The following is a 16,352-nucleotide window of genomic DNA, read 5'->3' on the forward strand; positions in this document are numbered from 1 at the left end:
GATTATGAAAACAAGTTCAGCTTTTCAATACGTGCGATGGCTTCTTTCAAACGATCTTCTGTCTCCAAGAGCCCCACGCGTATATAACCTTCGCCTTTTTTGCCAAATGCATGCCCCGGTGCAACGGCTACGTCAGCTTTTTTCAATAACAGCTCGGTAAAGGATTCGCTTGTATAGCCAGTTGGAACGGGTAGCCATGCAAAGAAAGAAGCGTTTGGTGCGACTACATCCCAGCCAATTCGTTGACATTCGGCGATTAGCACATTTCGACGACTTTCGTAAAGTGCGATGAGTTCTTGAACACAGTCTTGACTGCCAGATAACGCTTCGGCAGCAGCGAGCTGAATGGCTGGGAAGATATCGATGAATAAATGATCTTGCAATAATCCAATCGCATTGATAATTTCAGCATTACCAACTGCGAAACCGACACGCCAGCCGGCCATATTATACGTTTTTGACAAAGTGTACATTTCGATGCCGACTTCTTTTGCGCCTTCAGCTTGCAGGAAGCTGATTGGCTTTTTGCCGTCAAAACCAATTCCACCGTAAGCGAAGTCATGCATAATGGTGATGTTGTTCGCTTTAGCTAAGGCAACGGTTTCTTCGAAGAAGGGCAATGTAGCTGTAGCACTTGTTGGGTTGTTCGGATAGTTTAAATACATCAATTTGGCCTTTTTTTGTTCATCAGAAAAAGTTGAGTAGTCGGGTAGAAAATCATTTTCTGCTAACAATGGAAACGTATCATATTGAATGTCCGCTAAGCTTACGCTGGACAAATAATCGGGATAGCCCGGATCAGGTAATAACAGTAATTCTCCTTCATTCATCAGGGCGAGGGGGAGCTCAACTAATCCCGGTTTTGTCCCAAATAGCACCGCCACTTCTGTGTTAGGGTCGATGTCGACATTGTATTCTCGTTTGTAAAAGTCGGCAGCAGCTTGTTTGAATTCAGCAATGCCTCTGAAAGGCGAGTAGCCATGGGTGGCTGGATTCTCAACCGCTTGTTGCAGTGCTTTAACAATATGCGGTGGTGTCGGTTGGTCAGGATTGCCGCGTCCTAAATTAATGACATCTCGCCCTTCGGCAAGAGCATCTTGAACATTTTTGACAAGAGATGAAAAGAAATGCGGTGGTAAATTTTTGAGTCGATTTGAAAGTGTCATGAGATACCCCTCTTTTTCTACGTAGTGAATTAATTATCTGTTAGTATACAGGAGTTATCAACGTAATAGCAATATTCGCTAAAACCTTAATAATATAGAGAAGGTTGACAATCCTATTATTTCAGATTACTATATAAGCTATACTTAAAACTGCATAGATAACTTATCAAGAGAGACCGAGGGATAGGCCCGATGACGTCCAGCAACCCCTTGTATGGAACAAGGAAGGTGCTAACTCCTACAGAGTGAATTTCATTCTGAAAGATGAGCTGAAACGAATTTATTCGGTGCTTCTTTCTAATGATGAAAGAGGCGTTTTTTTTATATGGAAATAATAACTAGTTCGGCGCTTTTATCTTCATTCAGCAAATCTTTTTGTACTGAAAGCGAAGCGTCAGCTACAGAAGACTCCATCTTTATAGGTGGTGAGATGAATGAAGTTTTATTTTCTTGCTCAGTAGGTGTCCAAACGCTAGCTGAACGATAGAGGTACGCAGGCTTAGGTCGCCACGTCCAAAAAGCGGTGCCTTAATTTCTGCAAAAAACACAGAAATACGGCAAATCGAACCCTTCGCTGTTCGATTGGCAACGCCTACATGACCAACATCCTGTTGGCCCAAGCCTCCGGCGGATGTCCCAGATTTTGAATCGAGCTCGCTCGATTCAAAATCTGGGACGCAATTACGCCGAGGCGTAATTGATTGTTATAGAAAGAGGAGAATACCCATGATTCAAATTCAAAATGTATCGAAAGTATACAAAACAAAAGAACGACTTGTGAAAGGTGTAGACGATGTATCCCTCGACATTGCCACCGGTGAAGTTTTTGGGATTGTTGGCTATTCAGGGGCGGGGAAAAGTTCATTGATTCGCTGTTTGAATCTCTTGGAAAAGCCGACGAGCGGTACGATTTTAATAGATGGCGTCAATTTGACCAAGTTAAGGGGCAAAAGTTTGCGGCAAGCCCGGTTGAAAATCGGCATGATTTTTCAACATTTTTATTTAATTAGCCAAAAGACGGTGTATGAAAATATTGCGTTTGCATTGCGCGCTGCAAAAATGCCCGAAAATAAAATCAGTGGCCGAGTGACTGAGCTTCTCGAGATGGTAGGGTTGGCTGAGAAACGAGATGTCTATCCGGGGCAACTGAGTGGAGGACAAAAGCAGCGTGTCGGGATTGCTCGAGCACTGGCAAATAATCCCTCTGTGTTGCTATGTGATGAAGCAACATCCGCATTGGACCCAAACACGACCTTGTCGATCTTACGCTTGTTGAAAAAAATCAATCGCGAGTTGCAAATCACCATTGTGCTAATCACTCATGAAATGCATGTCGTAAAAGAGATTTGTGATCGCATGGCGATTATGCAGAACGGTAGGGTGATTGAAGAAGGACAGGTTTATGATATCTTTTCAGCTCCCAAAACAGCGTTGACAAAAGAATTTATTAGCAGCGTGGTATCCTTTGATGTCCCAGAAGCTATTTTAGCGAATTGCACAGGGCGTATTGTGAAATTGCTGTTTAAAGGCGGTGTGGCTGGGGAAGGTGTCATTTCTGATATGATTCAGCAGTTTCAGGTGCAAGGGAATTTCTTGCATGGCTCGATTGAGTATATTCAAGAAATGCCGCTTGGGATTTTTGTGATGGAGCTACTAGGGGAAACAGCTGATGTCGAGCAAGCGATTGCGTATCTGTCATCTCGCCATGTACATGTGGAGGTGATTAAGAATGGGAATTGATATGCAGCATATTATCGAATTGTTACCCGATATGACAAAGGCATTTGGTGAAACGCTTTTCATGGTAGGGATTTCGTTGGTGGTCGCGTTGATCATCGGGCTTCCATTGGGGATTTTACTGTTTGTGACGGATAAGGGATTATTCCTAGAAAATATTGCAGTGAAGTCGGTTCTTGGTTTTATTGTCAATATGGTTCGTTCCGTCCCATATATCATTTTACTAGTGGCACTGATTCCTTTGACGACATTTCTTGTTGGGACGTCCATTGGTCCAACAGCGGCTAGTGTCTCCTTATCGGCAGCGGCCATTCCATTTTTTGCACGAATTGTGGAGACTTCGCTTCGGGAAATTGATAAAGGTGTCATTGAAGCGGCAATTTCAATTGGGGCAAGCCCTTGGATGATTATCCGCAATGTATTATTGCCGGAGGCTAAGTCCAGTATTATTCAAGGACTGACGTTGACGGTCATCAGCTTAGTTGCCTACTCCGCGATGGCGGGGGTTGTCGGTGGGGGCGGAATTGGAGACTTGGCCATCCGCTACGGTTACTACCGTTATGACAACACGATTATGGTTGTGACGGTCATTATTTTGATTGTGCTTGTCCAAATTATTCAATTGGCAGGGGACTGGATTTCAAAATCAGTCGATAAACGATAATAGAGGAGAGAATGTATGATGAAAAAGTTGTTACTGACTTGTATGATGATTGTTCTTGTAGCTGCATTAGCTGCTTGTGGAGGAAAAGACAAAAAAGATTCGGCAGATGAGAAGTCTCTAATACTCGGTGCTACAGCGGGACCGTATAGTGAAATGTTGAAAAAAGCAATCATCCCTGGATTAGAGGAGAAGGGCTATAAAGTTGAATTGAAAGAGTTTAGTGATTATATTCAGCCGAACCAAGCACTGAATAATGGAGAAATCGATGCAAACTTATTTCAAAACACAACGTATTTAGACAACGTTGTTAAAGAAAATAATTTCGAATTATCGAGGTTGATCATCGTACCAACAGCGCCAATGGGGATCTTTTCGAACACATTCAAGTCGATTGATGAGATTAAAGATGGTTCACAAATCACATTACCGAATGACCCTGTTAATGCGGCTCGTGCGTTAATTGTCCTACAAGATGAAGGGCTAATTGAATTTGACCCGAATATCGAGTTATTAAAAGCATCTGAAAAAGATATCACAGTAAATGAGAAAAACTTGAAGTTTGTACCAATTGAGTCAGGGCAACTTCCACGTTCGGTCGAAAGTACAGATTTAGCAGCAGTACCAGGTAACTTTGCATTGTCAGCGGGAATGGATTTACTAGATGCATTGGCATTAGAAAACATGCCTGATCAATATCGCAATGTCGTAGCAGTGAAAACTGAAAATCTAGAGAAGCAATTTGCGAAAGATATTATTGAAATTGTTGAATCTGAGCAATTTGAAAAAGTAATTGATGAGGAATTCAAAGGCTTTGGGAAACCAGAGTGGATGCAATAATCGATTGAATAGCGAAACCATCCAAGTGGGGAGTGACTTGGATGGTTTTTCTGATTTTATGAAGGGGTTCTGGTTTCGTTGTCAGTGAAAGCGTGGATTGTCCTGGTATTTGCGTGAACTGTAATCGAAAGCCGCCGAACTATTAGTGCAAAAGAACAGCCCAACCCATTGTGCAGGTCGCAGCATAGGGGTGGGCTGTTGTTCATTGAAGCGTATTTTATTCGCCTGCTTCGATTTCCTCAGTCAGTACTACAAGTTGATCAATCAACTCGCCGATATAGGCGATGGTATCGCGTAGCGGTTGGTCGGTTGTAATGTCGACACCTGCCATTTTGGCGAGGTCGGCGGGTGATTTTGTACCGCCTGTTTGTAAGACTTCAAGCCAGTCATCGACAGCTGATTGTCCTTCTGCTAGGATGCGTTTGGATACTTGTGTGGAAATCGTCAGTCCCGCACTGTATGTGTATGGATACAGGCCCATGTAATAGTGTGGCTGGCGCATCCATGTTAGTTCAGCACCCTCTGAAATATCAACGTCTTCTCCCCAGAATTCTTCCAGTACGCTACGTTTCAAGTCATTCAAGATAGTCGCATTGACGCTTCCGCCAGCATCGATACGCTCATAGACTTTGCGCTGATAAGCAGCTTCTAGTAAATGCGTGACGAAGTTGTGGTAGTAGGTACGTGCAACGATGGACGAAATGACCCAACGTTTGAATTTCGGATCATCTGAGTTTTTCAGCAAGTGATTGGCGACGAGCATTTCATTCATCGTTGACGGTGCTTCGATGAAGTAAAGGGACGGTCGCGCATTGAAGATATTTTGCTCACGGTTGGCATTGTAGAAATGACCTGCATGTCCTAGCTCATGTGCAAGGACGAAAACATCTTCCATGCTACCTGTCCATGAAATAAGGATATAGGGATGATTGCCATAAGGGCTTGAACAGAAGGCACCTGTTGATTTCCCTTTGTTTTGCGCGAAGTCAATCCATCGTTCTTCATAAGAGCGGTTGACCATGTTTAAATAATCGTCACCCATAATCGCCAGTGCATTGTCGATATACTGCTTGGATTCTTCGATTGTAATGGTAGGCTCATATGTTGGATCAAGCGGAATTTTCAAGTCAGCAAAGGTCATTTTATCGAGCCCATGGATTTTTTGAAGCAGCTTGGCATACTTGCGCATATGTGGTGCTAGTTCTTTGGTGATCAAATCGATTTGGCGGTCATACATGGATTTATCGACTTCTTGGTTGAACAATAAGTAGTCGAAAATCGTATCGTAGCCACGTACATCAGCGGTTGTTTTTTCAATTTGCAAGTGCATATCATACGTTTTTGCCGTTGTATGCTGATAATCTTTTAATGTTGCAGAGAAAGCTTTAAATGCGGCGCGACGTTTAGTCGTATCCGCTTCTGACTCCCAATCGCCTTCGAAGGAAACATAGCTGAGTGGATACGATTGGCCATCTGCTTCAAAATCATCGAATGCCATATCGACCATTTTGGTTGTGTTGTATAAACCGTAAGGCCCGTTGAATGTTGAAGAAAATGCCGCTAGCGTTTTCTCGACTTCAGGATGTAATTGATGCTTTTTTTGACGAATTAATTTCTCTAAGTAATTTTTAAAGTCAGCGCATTGTTGCATCGCTTCTTTTAACGTTTCAACTGGTAACTCGGCAAGTTCGCTGTCGACGAAGGACAGTTTGCTATTGATTTTGGCGGCGGTTGAGCCGTATTTGCTAGCACGCATTTGTGCTGCGTCATCCGTTTGGTCTGTACTAGAAGATAAGCTTGTATAGGTACCGATGGGAACGATTTGCTCGTAGATGGCTTCATAGCCTTTTAATGCATCAGTGACCGAGGTAGCATCGGTTATTTTTCCGTTGAATTTTTCTGCAAATGCATCAACGGACGCCTCAAGTGCAACAATTGCTGCATGATAGTCTTCCTCTGTTGCAAAAAGATCTTGTAAATTCCACGTTTCTTCTACTTTTACATCTGACCGTTTTGGTAAACTTTTGACCAATGCAATCGCTCCTTTATATTACGGGTATCGAACTAAATACTAGTATATAGTAGACTAGGAGAAAAGTAAAAAGACGAATGGGAATAGTTAGTCATTATTTAGGCAGTCGTTCTATTGCATCTGCTACGACAAAAGCTAGGTCTTCATTGCCGAAAAGTTGTAGCACATCGAGCATCGTTTCGTGGTCAATATGAATAGGCTCTTCGTCGTCATCTTCTATAATCAACTGCATGGCCGCATTTACCGGTTGTTCGGGGTAGGCGCGCTTGTACAATTCGTGCGGATCAAGCTGATGATTGGCACACCATTGTACAAATAACCGAATCATCAGCTGTTCATCCTCTTGATATTTTTGAATGACTTGTTCGTCGATTGTTTTAAAATCCATTACTGTTCACTCCTTTATCTTTAGTATATAGGAGTTGAAACTGAATGGTAAATAGAACGTAAATGTAGTAAGTACGTATGTTGGGAAGGGGAGGTTGGCGTGAAGGGACTTCTGATAGTTAGTATCATTCTTATTCCTCTGTTGTTTGTTGGTGAGCGTTTATTAAGAAAAAAGATTACGATTACTTCGGAAAACAACAAAAGTAAACGCGTAAAGGTTGTTGAAGGGAGTGTTATTTTTCTCTTACTTGTTGGTTTAATAATCGGAATGGGACTGGAATCCGAGTCATTGAAGATGTTCTACTGGTACATCTCTTTCTATTACGCATCCTCGTTGTTTAGAGTATTTATGGAATGGCAATTTAATAGAGCTGCAAATCGGTGGTTCTCGGAATTGTATTCGATTTTTGTATTGACACTTATGTTTCTAACGGTCTATTGGTCTGGTATTTTACCTTGATTTAAATACGATTGTGCATGAAAAATTGTACAAGCCAGTCAACATCTAATGGGCCGTCAACGATTTCGTAGTACAGCGAAGCGTTTTGGATAATGAGGTTTTCATTGACCAAAATGGTGATGCTGTTATTATTTGCATCCTGCAACTGAATGCTGAAGTGTTCAATGTTATCATTTACTACAATCTCTTCAGGCTTTAATTTCCGAACGTGGTAATCTTGAAGAAAAGTTAGCAAGTTGTCGATTTCCGCTGCATTATCAATAGTCCATACTTCTTCATCCGAACCAAAGGTAGATGGCTGGGTGAAAATCATGGAGATGAAGGGCGGCTGTGTGGCATCGAGTAGCGCTATAAAGTTCTTCTCATCATAGTCATTGGCTGATTGCATCAGCGCATAGGCACCGCCAATCATAATCGCAATGAGTAGGAGTGCTCTTGTTTTCATATTCTATTCCTCCTGCAAGTCGTTTCTGTAGTATACGCAGGTGATGCTTGTTCGTAGCGTGATAGTAACTTTAAATCGTATGCTTGATTGCTTGAAAAAATTTAGGTTAGGAGGACGACTGCTTGTTTTTGAAAAAAGTCACACTTTTATATGAAGAAGATGTATCGAAAGAGACGTATCCTTTTTCGATTCCAGCCATTCAGTCCATGACGGAACTGGATTTAACGTCAAAGGTTACCTTTTTTGTTGGGGAAAATGGCTCGGGTAAGTCCACGCTACTTGAGGGGATTGCAGATTTATGTGGATTTAATCCAGCTGGTGGAGGCAGGAATAATACATATGATGTAGATGCGTCAGAAAGTGCGTTGAGTGATTATCTTCGTTTGTCGTGGATGCCGAAAGTGACAAATGGTTTCTTTTTGCGAGCGGAGTCATTTTATCAATTTGCTTCACATGTTGATGACATGGCGCAGCAAAGAGGTGGGTCTTATCAAGCTTACGGCGGAAAATCCTTGCATCATCAGTCACATGGAGAGTCGTTTCTGTCTTTGTTTCTGAATCGCTTTCAAGGCAGGGCGATTTATTTACTCGATGAGCCGGAAGCCGCCTTATCACCTCAAAGACAATTGACGTTTTTGCGTGTTATGCATGATCTTGTGCAGGAGGAAGATTGTCAGTTCATCATAGCCACGCATTCACCGATTATTTTAGGCTATCCAGATGCGACAATTTTGAGTTTTGATGATGGAGAAATTAAAGAAACACGATATGAAATGACGGAGCACTATCAAATCACGAAGTATTATTTAGATCATCGGGAGAAATTTTTGAAGGATATTTTGGGAGATTAATGGTTGTCGGAATGTTATAATGATTGTGGAATGGGGGATGATGAGATGACAACAGAAGTAGTGTATGCAATTCAAGATGACTATCCAGCTGATTTTGCATGGTGTTTCGGGTGTGGGCGCTTAAACGAAGACGGCTATCATTTTCGGACAAGTTGGAACGGCGAAGAGACGGTAACGTATTATGAGCCGTCGGACAAGCATATTGCGATTCCAGGGTTTGTCTATGGTGGATTGATTGCCTCGCTTGTCGATTGTCATGGGACGGGATCATGCGCACTGGCACTTCATCGGAAAAATGGGCATGAACCGGGGAGTGAAGAAGAACCGCCGCGTTTTGTGACGGCCTCTTTGAATGTGAATTATGTAAAACCCACGCCACATGGGGCTTTGTTGAAGGCGGTTGGGAAAGTGGAAGAAATTCATCCGAAGAAATGGAAAGTATCTGTAGAAGTATTTGCAGACGACACGCTATGCGCAACAGGGGAAGTCGTTGGCGTTGTTATGCCTGCCACATTTGCGAGTAAATAATAGTCGTGTATAAACAAGTCGATTGCCATGTGCAGTCGGCTTTTTTGTCATGAAAAAATGAATATCATCTGAATAATTGGGTAGACTGGTTGGGATTCCTGCGGAGCACATGTAACAAGGAGGGAAAATGTGATGAAAATAATAGTTGAAATATTCGTAGCAATATTCATGATTGTCATGGGTGGAAAACGTGAGAGTGATTTGATTCATTTATTAGTGGAGGAACGAATCAGATAACAATTGGTACATATAGGTGACCCATAGATAAGAAGCTGAATATGAGTTGACATGAAACCATTTGGTTGCGTATAATTCGATATGCAACCAAATGGTTTTGTGTTTGATTATTAAGGAGGAAATAATATGTCCATTCAAGAAAATGTTGCTGAGGTACGAAAAACGATTATGATCGATGCACCAATCGAAAAAGTTTGGGGATTTGTCGCGACGGCTGAAGGCATTGGGGCTTGGTTTATGCCGAATGATATGCAACCGATTGAAGGAAAGGAATTTATCTTACAGGCAGGGCCGTGGGGCAATTCAGCGTGTAAAGTGGTGGAAGTGAATTCACCAAACCGCTTATCTTTTGAGTGGGGAGCGGAATGGCTCATCACATTTGAGTTGGCAGAACAAGATGGCCAAACTGAATTGACCTTGATTCATGCTGGGTGGGATGAGGACAAGCAGACGGAATTTGGCGAGCCACATGCAGAAGTACGTTCACGTATGTCGAGCGGATGGGATGGACTTGTGGCAAAACTGAAAACGGTTGTTGAGGCCTAAATGGCTGATGAGTCCCAAAAGTACGATGTTTTTCAAGCAATCGCTGATCCGACGCGGCGTAAATTGCTTGAATTGCTTGCAGACAAAAAATTATCGATTACGATCATTAGCAGCCACTTCACAATGAGCAGAACGGCAGTAACCAAGCATCTTCACGTGTTAGAATCGGCGGGGCTTGTCACGTCACAAAAAGTCGGGCGTGAAAAGCTATTTTGTTTAGAAGCACAGCCGTTGCAAACATTGCAGTCATGGCTTGAATTCTTTGATCAATTTTGGGATGACAAATTGTCTGTCCTTAAAAAAGTTATTGAAAATGAAAAAGCTGAATTTGTTGCGGTTATCAAAAACAAGCATGATTAATGTTTTTATCATGCTTGTTTTTTAGTGCGAAATATCAATTAGATACTTTCATTTTCTACAATCGATAATCAATTACGCCTCGGTGTAATTGCGTCCAGATTTTTTCGAGCTTGCTCGAAAAGCTCCTTTAAAAAATCTGTGACATCCGCCGGAGGCTTTATCTTCGTTTAGCAGGTGTTTGAACACCCACTGAACAGGAAACAAAAACGCATTCATCTCGCCACCTATCGAGGTGGGAGTTTTCTGTAGCTGACGCTTCGCTTTCAGTACAAAATAATTTGCTGAATGAAGATAAAAGTATGCCCAATTATTTTGGAAACACTCTTTCGGAAGGGAGAAAGAGCGAGTAAAATAGACATTGCAGACTATTTAGTGAATGGGGAGTGATTGGATTGTTTGAAGGGATTATTATCGTGGCGATTGTTATGAGTATACCGATTACAGCAATTATCACAGATCATAAGCGAAGAATCGTGAAAATTAAAGCTGAAATGATTCGTGAAGAAATCGAATTGGAAAAATTAAAACAGCAAAATTTTATTATCGAAACAGAAAAGATGAAACTCGAATTGGAAAAAATGAAATTGGATTATACAACTGGGCAGAATCATGTTTTAGAATTAAAAAAGTGAAACTTCCTTTTCTCTCATCCGTATAATAAGGTATTAGAAAGATTAGGGAGGTTTGTTATATGGAAAGTAAAAATTATTCTATGGAGAATACAGGATTGAAAGTGTTGGTGCATGCGAGTGCTTTCTTCATGCCATTCTTAGTCCCGTTTATCATATATCTTGTGATTAATGATCGAGAAGTGAAACGGGTAGCGATACAGGCGGTATTATTCCAACTTGTTATGGGAGTACTCATCACAGTTTCGGCCGTGTTAAGTTTCATTCTAATTGGTATTCCATTCCTCATTGTGTTTATTTTAATGACGATTATTATTCCAATCATGGGCATAATCAAGTCTTTGAGTGGCGAAACGTATAATTATCCGATTGTAGGTAGATGGTTTTAAGTAAACAATAAAATAAAGACGCATCCTGTACTGTGGTTTATACGGGATGTGTCTTTTTTATCTTCATTCAGCAAATTATTTTGTACTGAAAGCGAAGCGTCAGCTACAGAAAACTCCCACCTCGATAGGTGGCGAGATGAATGCGTTTTTGTTTCCTGTTCAGTGGGTGTTCAAACACCTGCTAAACGAAGATAAAGCCTCCGGCGGATGTCATAGATTTTTTAGAGGAGCTTGGGAAGGTAACCTAAGTTCGCCGCGTCCTGAAGGGAGGTGCCTTAATTTCTGCAAGAACACAGAAACAAGGCCAATCGAACCCTTTGGAGTTCGATTGGCAACGCCCCCATGACCTACTTCCTGTAGGTCCCGAGCTCGAAAAGAATCTAGACGTAATTACGCCGAGGCGTAATTGATTTATTCATGTTAGGGTTCGAAATTGTATAGGATGAAGTAGGTGAAAAAAGAAGGGAGAGAGATATGAAAATCAAGTTCAATCTTGTGACCCAAATTTTTATCGCATTTGTCTTGGCAATCATTTTAGGTAGTATTTTCGGTAATTCGATTGATTTCCTGAAACCGTTTGGGGATTTGTTTTTACGGCTCATTAAATTCATCATTGCGCCGCTGATTTTATCGACATTGGTCGTTGGGGTTGCGGGGACATCTGATCCGAAACAGCTCGGTAGAATTGGGGTGAAAACGGTTGCCTACTATTTAGCGACAACGGCAGTAGCAATCGTTATTGGTCTTGCGGTTGCATTTTTAATCTCCCCAGGTAAGGGCGTTACGCTATCGACAGAAGGTTTGAGTATACCTGAAGCGGCTGCGCAAGAACCGCAAAGTGCCATTACGACGATGTTGAATATTATTCCTGAAAATCCGTTCACGGCATTAGCAACAGGAAATGTATTGCAAATCATTTTTTTCGCCTTGTTCATCGGGATAGCTATTACGTTAGTTGGGGAGAAAGCACAACCCGTCTATCGATTTTTTGAAGGGTTTGCAGAGGTCATGTACAAAGTTACGGGGATTGTTATGAAAGTGGCACCCATTGGTGTTTTGGGTCTACTCGCGCCAGTTGTCGGGCAGTATGGACTTTCTGTGTTATTGCCGCTTGTCAAAGTGATTATCGCTGTGTACGTTGCGTGTATTCTTCACGCTGCGATTGTATATTCAGCTGCTGTGAAGACGTGGGGGAAAATGAGTCCCGTAAAGTTTTTTAAAGGTATTTCGCCAGCAGCCCTTGTCGCATTTAGTACCGCGAGTAGTTCAGGCACATTGCCTGTCACCATTAAAAATACGAATGAAAACCTCGGTGTGCCGAATAAGATTTCAAGTTTTGTCCTGCCGTTAGGGGCAACGGTTAACATGGATGGAACGGCGATTTATCAAGGGGTAGCGGTGATTTTCATTGCCCAGTTTTATAATTTGAATTTGTCATTTACACAATTGCTTACGGTTGTTTTAATCACCATTTTGGCGTCAATTGGTACAGCAGGAGTTCCTGGGGCGGGCATGATTATGCTAGCAATGGTGTTAACCTCCGTCAATATGCCGCTCGAAGGAATTGCGTTGATTGCCGGAATCGACCGAGTTTTGGATATGATGCGCACAAGCGTGAATGTTGTCGGAGATGCATCTGCTGCAGTTGTTGTTGCGGGTACTGAGAAAGATCGAATTGAGATTGAAGTCGTTCCGACAGATTAATGTAAATGAAAAACGGCTTACGCAAATGGGAAAGCGTAAGCCGTTTTTTGTGTCAAATCGTTGTATACTAGTGGTGTACAGTACATAGAGAAAGGAGGAACAATTTTGACAGTTATTCGAGTAGAGCAACCGCGAGATTTTGCGGTTATAAAAGAAGTGAATGATCTTGCTTTTGGGCAAGAAGGGGAGTCGGAGCTCATTGCTAACCTTCGAGGATCCGATGCCTTTATTCCAGAACTATCGTTGGTAGCTGAAAGCGACAAGCGGGAAATCATCGGCCATATTCTTTTTAGTGTCATTCATATTGAAACAACGGTAGGGGCTGTGCAGTCATTGGCACTGGCACCAATGGCAGTGAAACCGGATTTTCAACACAAAGGCATAGGTTCATTGTTAATCAAAGAGGGTTTGAAACGCAGTCAGGAGCTTGGCTACGCATCTGTTGTTGTGTTAGGGCATAGCGATTATTATCCGAAATTCGGTTTTACGCTAGCGAGTGGCAAGGGCATCAAAGCACCATTCGATGTGCCGGATGAAGCATTTATGGTCATGGAACTGCAACATGGTGCGCTGGACAATGCGCAGGGGACAGTCCAGTACCCAGAAGCATTTATGGGGGTATAAAAACGAGATTCCGCTTACGTGGAATCTCGTTTTTATATAAATTATGATTTCAGCTTATCGTTTAAGATACCGTCCTCTAGGACAGAGAATTTATCTCCATATACCTTTGTAATATGAACGTCTCCCCATGCACATAGCGCTTCTAATATACTTTCTAAACTTAAACCGTATTCACTTAGTTCATATTCTACTTTTGGTGGTACTTGGTTATAAGAAATCCGATTAATGACGCCATCTGCCTCTAGCTCTCGTAATTGTTGCGTGAGCATTTTTTGTGTAATGTCGGGCATGAGGCGTTTCAATTCACTTGTCCGTTTTTTTCCGTGTGTTAAGTGGCATAGAATGACACATTTCCACTTCCCACCGATTACTTCTAATGTCGCTTCGACGGATATGTTGTACTTCTTTTTTGTCATCGTTATCCTCCTCGTTTATAGGAACTTGAAAGTACCTATATCACTTTTGGGTGCCTATCGTACTTTAAAGTGCGTACTTTTCTTTTTAATCCCCGTGATTCATACTAACATTTGCCGGTAGAATTATACGATATTCAGCTCTTTGTAACTTACATCATACAGCGAAGAAAAGACAGGATGTGAAAAGATGATTGGAGATAAAAAGCGAAGTATGTTGGCGCTACTTGCATTGGCTATCAGTGCATTTGCGATTGGGACAACAGAATTTGTTAGTGTCGGACTGTTGCCGGTGATAGCCCAAGACTTAATGATATCAATGACAACAGCAGGACTAACGGTTTCTTTGTATGCATTGGGTGTCATGGTAGGCGCGCCGGTTTTAACATCACTTACTTCTAGGAGGCCACGGAAGTCCTTATTGTTATGGATTATGGTAATCTTTATAGGAGGGAACGTGATTGCGGCAGGTGCGACGAGCGTCAGCGTGTTATTGATCGGCCGTGTTATTGCTGCTTTTGCCCATGGTGTCTTTATGTCCATTGGTTCGACGATTGCTGCGGATTTAGTTCCTGAAAATCGTAGAGCAAGCGCAATTTCGATTATGTTTACAGGACTAACGGTTGCGACGATTACGGGGGTTCCATTTGGCACATTTATTGGTCAACAGTTTGGTTGGCGCTTTGCCTTTGTGGCCATTGTTGTCATCGGAATTGTCGGGTTTATCGCGAACAGTTTGCTTATCCCATCTGATTTACGACAAAGCCCTCCGACAACGATTCGGGATCAGGTTAAGCTTGTGACAAATGGTCGAATATTATTGGTATTGGGCATTACGGCGCTCGGGTATGGAGGAACGTTCGTTGTCTTCACTTACTTATCGCCATTACTTCAGACGATTACGGGATTTACACAAGGGGCAATTGTGATGATCTTACTCGTTTATGGGATTGCGATTGCCATTGGGAATATGATTGGTGGCAAGCTGTCGAATAACAACCCGATTCGTTCACTGTTCTATATGTTTATTGCACAAGCGATTGTGCTGTTAGTATTAACATTTACGGCACCCTTTAAAATGACTGGTTTAGTGACCATACTTTTCATGGGCTTGTTTGCTTTTATGAACGTGCCGGGACTGCAAGTGTATGTCGTCATGTTAGCTGAACGATTTGTCCCGAGTGCAGTGGACGTCGCTTCAGCTATGAACATAGCTGCCTTTAATGCGGGCATTGCGATGGGCGCATATGTAGGAGGAGTCATAGCTGATTCACTAGGGCTCATTCATACGGCTTGGATTGGTGCGCTAATGGTCGGGATGGCTGCAATATTAACAGGGGTCAGCCGAATGCTAGAAAGAAAAGATCAGCAGCGATTGAAGCTGTCTTAAATTTGAAAATGGAGGTAGCTAAAAATGAAAAACTTACAATCGACAACAACATTGCATAATGGTGTGGAAATGCCTTGGTTCGGTCTTGGTGTTTTTAAAGTGGAAGAAGGGCAAGAACTCGTAGATGCGGTAAAAACAGCGATCCAACATGGTTATCGCAGTATTGATACGGCAACGATTTACGGTAATGAAGTCGGGGTTGGACAAGGGATACGCGAAGCGGGTATTGCGAGGGAAGATGTGTTTATCACGTCGAAAGTTTGGAATGCGGAGCAAGGGTATGAAACGACCATTGCAGCTTACGAAGAGAGTTTGAAGAAGTTAGGCGTAGAGTATTTGGATTTATACCTCATTCACTGGCCTGTGGTGGGGAAATATAAAGAGACATGGCGGGCACTTGAAACGCTTTATAAAGAAGGGCGAGTGAAGGCTATTGGCGTCAGTAACTTCCAAATTCATCATCTTGAAGATCTATTGAAAGATGCGGAAATTAAACCAATGGTTAACCAAGTGGAATACCATCCGCATTTGACACAACAAGAATTGCATGCTTTTTGTCAAGAGCAAGGTATTCAGTTGGAAGCGTGGTCCCCGCTGATGGCAGGTCAATTGCTCGATAACCAAGATCTTCAAGAAATTGCAGATAAGTACGGGAAGTCTGTGGCTCAAATCATTTTGCGCTGGGATTTACAAAATGGCGTTGTTACGATTCCAAAATCGACAAAAGCACATCGCATTGCTGAAAATGCAACAATTTTTGATTTCGAATTAACAGCGGAAGATATGGAACGTATTCATAACTTGAATCAGAATCACCGAGTAGGTCCAGATCCGGATAACTTTGATTTTTAATTATTCAAAAGCAATAGCTTTGTATGTTTGACGGCATACAAAGCTATTGTTATAGACATAGCAGTTGTAATCTCATGGAAGCTATGGCATAATTCCAAGTA

General features: G+C 42.2%; 19 protein-coding genes and 1 riboswitch. Of the genes, 14 read left to right on the forward strand and 5 right to left on the reverse strand.

All coding sequences use genetic code 11. From position 1 onward, the window contains the following. Positions 1-2 precede the first annotated feature (2 nt). Entirely contained in the window at positions 3-1,166 is a 1,164-nt protein-coding gene (locus tag MKY34_RS10650; RefSeq protein WP_342515138.1) for a pyridoxal phosphate-dependent aminotransferase, read from the reverse strand. Between the two features lie 160 nt (positions 1,167-1,326). After that, positions 1,327-1,437: riboswitch (SAM riboswitch) on the forward strand. 455 nt (positions 1,438-1,892) lie between these two features. On the opposite strand from MKY34_RS10650, the gene MKY34_RS10655 reads away from it, so the two are divergent. The 3 genes from MKY34_RS10655 to MKY34_RS10665 are packed head-to-tail and all read left to right on the forward strand — an operon-like array spanning position 1,893 to position 4,404. Next, positions 1,893-2,906 (forward strand): methionine ABC transporter ATP-binding protein, encoded by a 1,014-nt coding sequence (locus MKY34_RS10655; RefSeq protein ID WP_342515139.1) that lies wholly within the window; start codon positions 1,893-1,895, stop codon positions 2,904-2,906. Beyond that, positions 2,896-3,567: a methionine ABC transporter permease gene (locus MKY34_RS10660; protein WP_342515140.1), complete on the forward strand. Its 672-nt coding sequence runs from the start codon at positions 2,896-2,898 to the stop codon at positions 3,565-3,567. Before MKY34_RS10655 ends, MKY34_RS10660 begins: the two co-directional genes overlap by 11 nt. 18 nt (positions 3,568-3,585) lie before the next feature. Beyond that, positions 3,586-4,404, forward strand: a complete 819-nt coding sequence (locus tag MKY34_RS10665; RefSeq protein ID WP_342515141.1) for a MetQ/NlpA family ABC transporter substrate-binding protein — start codon at positions 3,586-3,588, stop codon at positions 4,402-4,404. Positions 4,405-4,621: 217 nt separating this feature from the next. Here MKY34_RS10665 and pepF read toward each other — a convergent pair whose 3' ends face one another. Continuing rightward, entirely contained in the window at positions 4,622-6,436 is a 1,815-nt protein-coding gene (pepF, locus tag MKY34_RS10670) for an oligoendopeptidase F (RefSeq protein ID WP_342515142.1), read from the reverse strand. Positions 6,437-6,530: 94 nt separating this feature from the next. Then, positions 6,531-6,824: a hypothetical protein gene (locus MKY34_RS10675; RefSeq protein ID WP_342515143.1), complete on the reverse strand. Its 294-nt coding sequence runs from the start codon at positions 6,822-6,824 to the stop codon at positions 6,531-6,533. A gap of 99 nt (positions 6,825-6,923) precedes the next feature. Between MKY34_RS10675 and MKY34_RS10680 the strand changes: the two genes are divergently transcribed. After that, complete coding sequence (locus MKY34_RS10680) at positions 6,924-7,283, forward strand: DUF4181 domain-containing protein (RefSeq protein WP_342515144.1); 360 nt, start codon at positions 6,924-6,926, stop codon at positions 7,281-7,283. Position 7,284: 1 nt separating this feature from the next. Here MKY34_RS10680 and MKY34_RS10685 read toward each other — a convergent pair whose 3' ends face one another. Further along, the gene (locus tag MKY34_RS10685) at positions 7,285-7,728 is read right to left on the reverse strand and encodes a hypothetical protein (RefSeq protein WP_342515145.1); all 444 of its coding nucleotides are present in this window, start codon (positions 7,726-7,728) and stop codon (positions 7,285-7,287) included. A 122-nt stretch (positions 7,729-7,850) separates the two neighbouring features. Here MKY34_RS10685 and MKY34_RS10690 point away from each other — a divergent pair, with 122 nt between their 5' ends. From MKY34_RS10690 to MKY34_RS10725, 8 genes are all read left to right on the forward strand, one after another. Beyond that, entirely contained in the window at positions 7,851-8,579 is a 729-nt protein-coding gene (locus MKY34_RS10690; RefSeq protein ID WP_342515146.1) for an AAA family ATPase, read from the forward strand. Between the two features lie 45 nt (positions 8,580-8,624). Beyond that, the gene (locus MKY34_RS10695) at positions 8,625-9,107 is read left to right on the forward strand and encodes a PaaI family thioesterase (RefSeq protein WP_342515147.1); all 483 of its coding nucleotides are present in this window, start codon (positions 8,625-8,627) and stop codon (positions 9,105-9,107) included. A 363-nt stretch (positions 9,108-9,470) separates the two neighbouring features. Further along, a complete protein-coding gene (locus MKY34_RS10700; RefSeq protein ID WP_342515148.1) occupies positions 9,471-9,890 on the forward strand; it encodes an SRPBCC domain-containing protein in 420 nt (139 codons plus the stop codon). Further along, complete coding sequence (locus tag MKY34_RS10705; protein WP_342515149.1) at positions 9,891-10,250, forward strand: metalloregulator ArsR/SmtB family transcription factor; 360 nt, start codon at positions 9,891-9,893, stop codon at positions 10,248-10,250. It begins immediately after the preceding gene. A 425-nt stretch (positions 10,251-10,675) separates the two neighbouring features. Further along, positions 10,676-10,882, forward strand: coding sequence for a hypothetical protein (locus tag MKY34_RS10710; RefSeq protein WP_342515238.1), 207 nt, complete (start codon positions 10,676-10,678; stop codon positions 10,880-10,882). 80 nt (positions 10,883-10,962) lie between these two features. Continuing rightward, complete coding sequence (locus tag MKY34_RS10715; protein ID WP_342515239.1) at positions 10,963-11,268, forward strand: DUF4870 domain-containing protein; 306 nt, start codon at positions 10,963-10,965, stop codon at positions 11,266-11,268. Positions 11,269-11,742: 474 nt separating this feature from the next. Continuing rightward, positions 11,743-12,972: a dicarboxylate/amino acid:cation symporter gene (locus MKY34_RS10720; protein WP_342515150.1), complete on the forward strand. Its 1,230-nt coding sequence runs from the start codon at positions 11,743-11,745 to the stop codon at positions 12,970-12,972. Positions 12,973-13,077: 105 nt separating this feature from the next. Continuing rightward, the gene (locus tag MKY34_RS10725) at positions 13,078-13,596 is read left to right on the forward strand and encodes an N-acetyltransferase (RefSeq protein ID WP_342515151.1); all 519 of its coding nucleotides are present in this window, start codon (positions 13,078-13,080) and stop codon (positions 13,594-13,596) included. A 41-nt stretch (positions 13,597-13,637) separates the two neighbouring features. On the opposite strand, the gene MKY34_RS10730 is transcribed toward MKY34_RS10725, so the two are convergent. Continuing rightward, positions 13,638-14,012, reverse strand: a complete 375-nt coding sequence (locus tag MKY34_RS10730; RefSeq protein WP_342515152.1) for a helix-turn-helix domain-containing protein — start codon at positions 14,010-14,012, stop codon at positions 13,638-13,640. A gap of 187 nt (positions 14,013-14,199) precedes the next feature. Between MKY34_RS10730 and MKY34_RS10735 the strand changes: the two genes are divergently transcribed. Together MKY34_RS10735 and MKY34_RS10740 are read left to right on the forward strand one after the other, a co-directional pair. Then, positions 14,200-15,399, forward strand: coding sequence for an MFS transporter (locus MKY34_RS10735; RefSeq protein WP_342515153.1), 1,200 nt, complete (start codon positions 14,200-14,202; stop codon positions 15,397-15,399). Positions 15,400-15,423: 24 nt separating this feature from the next. After that, positions 15,424-16,251, forward strand: coding sequence for an aldo/keto reductase (locus MKY34_RS10740; RefSeq protein ID WP_342510393.1), 828 nt, complete (start codon positions 15,424-15,426; stop codon positions 16,249-16,251). Positions 16,252-16,352: the final 101 nt, after the last annotated feature.

Origin of the sequence: Sporosarcina sp. FSL K6-1522, assembly GCF_038622445.1 — a bacterium.
Lineage (GTDB): Bacteria > Bacillota > Bacilli > Bacillales_A > Planococcaceae > Sporosarcina.

What these genes read in the sequence shown, in the direction of transcription:
- MKY34_RS10695 (WP_342515147.1), top strand. Translation starts at nt 8,625, where the DNA reads ATGACAACAGAAGTAGTGTATGCAATTCAAGATGACTATCCAGCTGAT.
- MKY34_RS10715 (WP_342515239.1), top strand. Translation starts at nt 10,963, where the DNA reads ATGGAGAATACAGGATTGAAAGTGTTGGTGCATGCGAGTGCTTTCTTC.
- MKY34_RS10730 (WP_342515152.1), bottom strand. Translation starts at nt 14,012, where the DNA reads ATGACAAAAAAGAAGTACAACATATCCGTCGAAGCGACATTAGAAGTA.
- MKY34_RS10705 (WP_342515149.1), top strand. Translation starts at nt 9,891, where the DNA reads ATGGCTGATGAGTCCCAAAAGTACGATGTTTTTCAAGCAATCGCTGAT.
- MKY34_RS10685 (WP_342515145.1), bottom strand. Translation starts at nt 7,728, where the DNA reads ATGAAAACAAGAGCACTCCTACTCATTGCGATTATGATTGGCGGTGCC.
- MKY34_RS10655 (WP_342515139.1), top strand. Translation starts at nt 1,893, where the DNA reads ATGATTCAAATTCAAAATGTATCGAAAGTATACAAAACAAAAGAACGA.
- MKY34_RS10735 (WP_342515153.1), top strand. Translation starts at nt 14,200, where the DNA reads ATGATTGGAGATAAAAAGCGAAGTATGTTGGCGCTACTTGCATTGGCT.
- MKY34_RS10650 (WP_342515138.1), bottom strand. Translation starts at nt 1,166, where the DNA reads ATGACACTTTCAAATCGACTCAAAAATTTACCACCGCATTTCTTTTCA.
- MKY34_RS10665 (WP_342515141.1), top strand. Translation starts at nt 3,586, where the DNA reads ATGAAAAAGTTGTTACTGACTTGTATGATGATTGTTCTTGTAGCTGCA.
- MKY34_RS10675 (WP_342515143.1), bottom strand. Translation starts at nt 6,824, where the DNA reads ATGGATTTTAAAACAATCGACGAACAAGTCATTCAAAAATATCAAGAG.
- MKY34_RS10660 (WP_342515140.1), top strand. Translation starts at nt 2,896, where the DNA reads ATGGGAATTGATATGCAGCATATTATCGAATTGTTACCCGATATGACA.
- MKY34_RS10720 (WP_342515150.1), top strand. Translation starts at nt 11,743, where the DNA reads ATGAAAATCAAGTTCAATCTTGTGACCCAAATTTTTATCGCATTTGTC.
- MKY34_RS10740 (WP_342510393.1), top strand. Translation starts at nt 15,424, where the DNA reads ATGAAAAACTTACAATCGACAACAACATTGCATAATGGTGTGGAAATG.
- MKY34_RS10700 (WP_342515148.1), top strand. Translation starts at nt 9,471, where the DNA reads ATGTCCATTCAAGAAAATGTTGCTGAGGTACGAAAAACGATTATGATC.
- MKY34_RS10710 (WP_342515238.1), top strand. Translation starts at nt 10,676, where the DNA reads ATGAGTATACCGATTACAGCAATTATCACAGATCATAAGCGAAGAATC.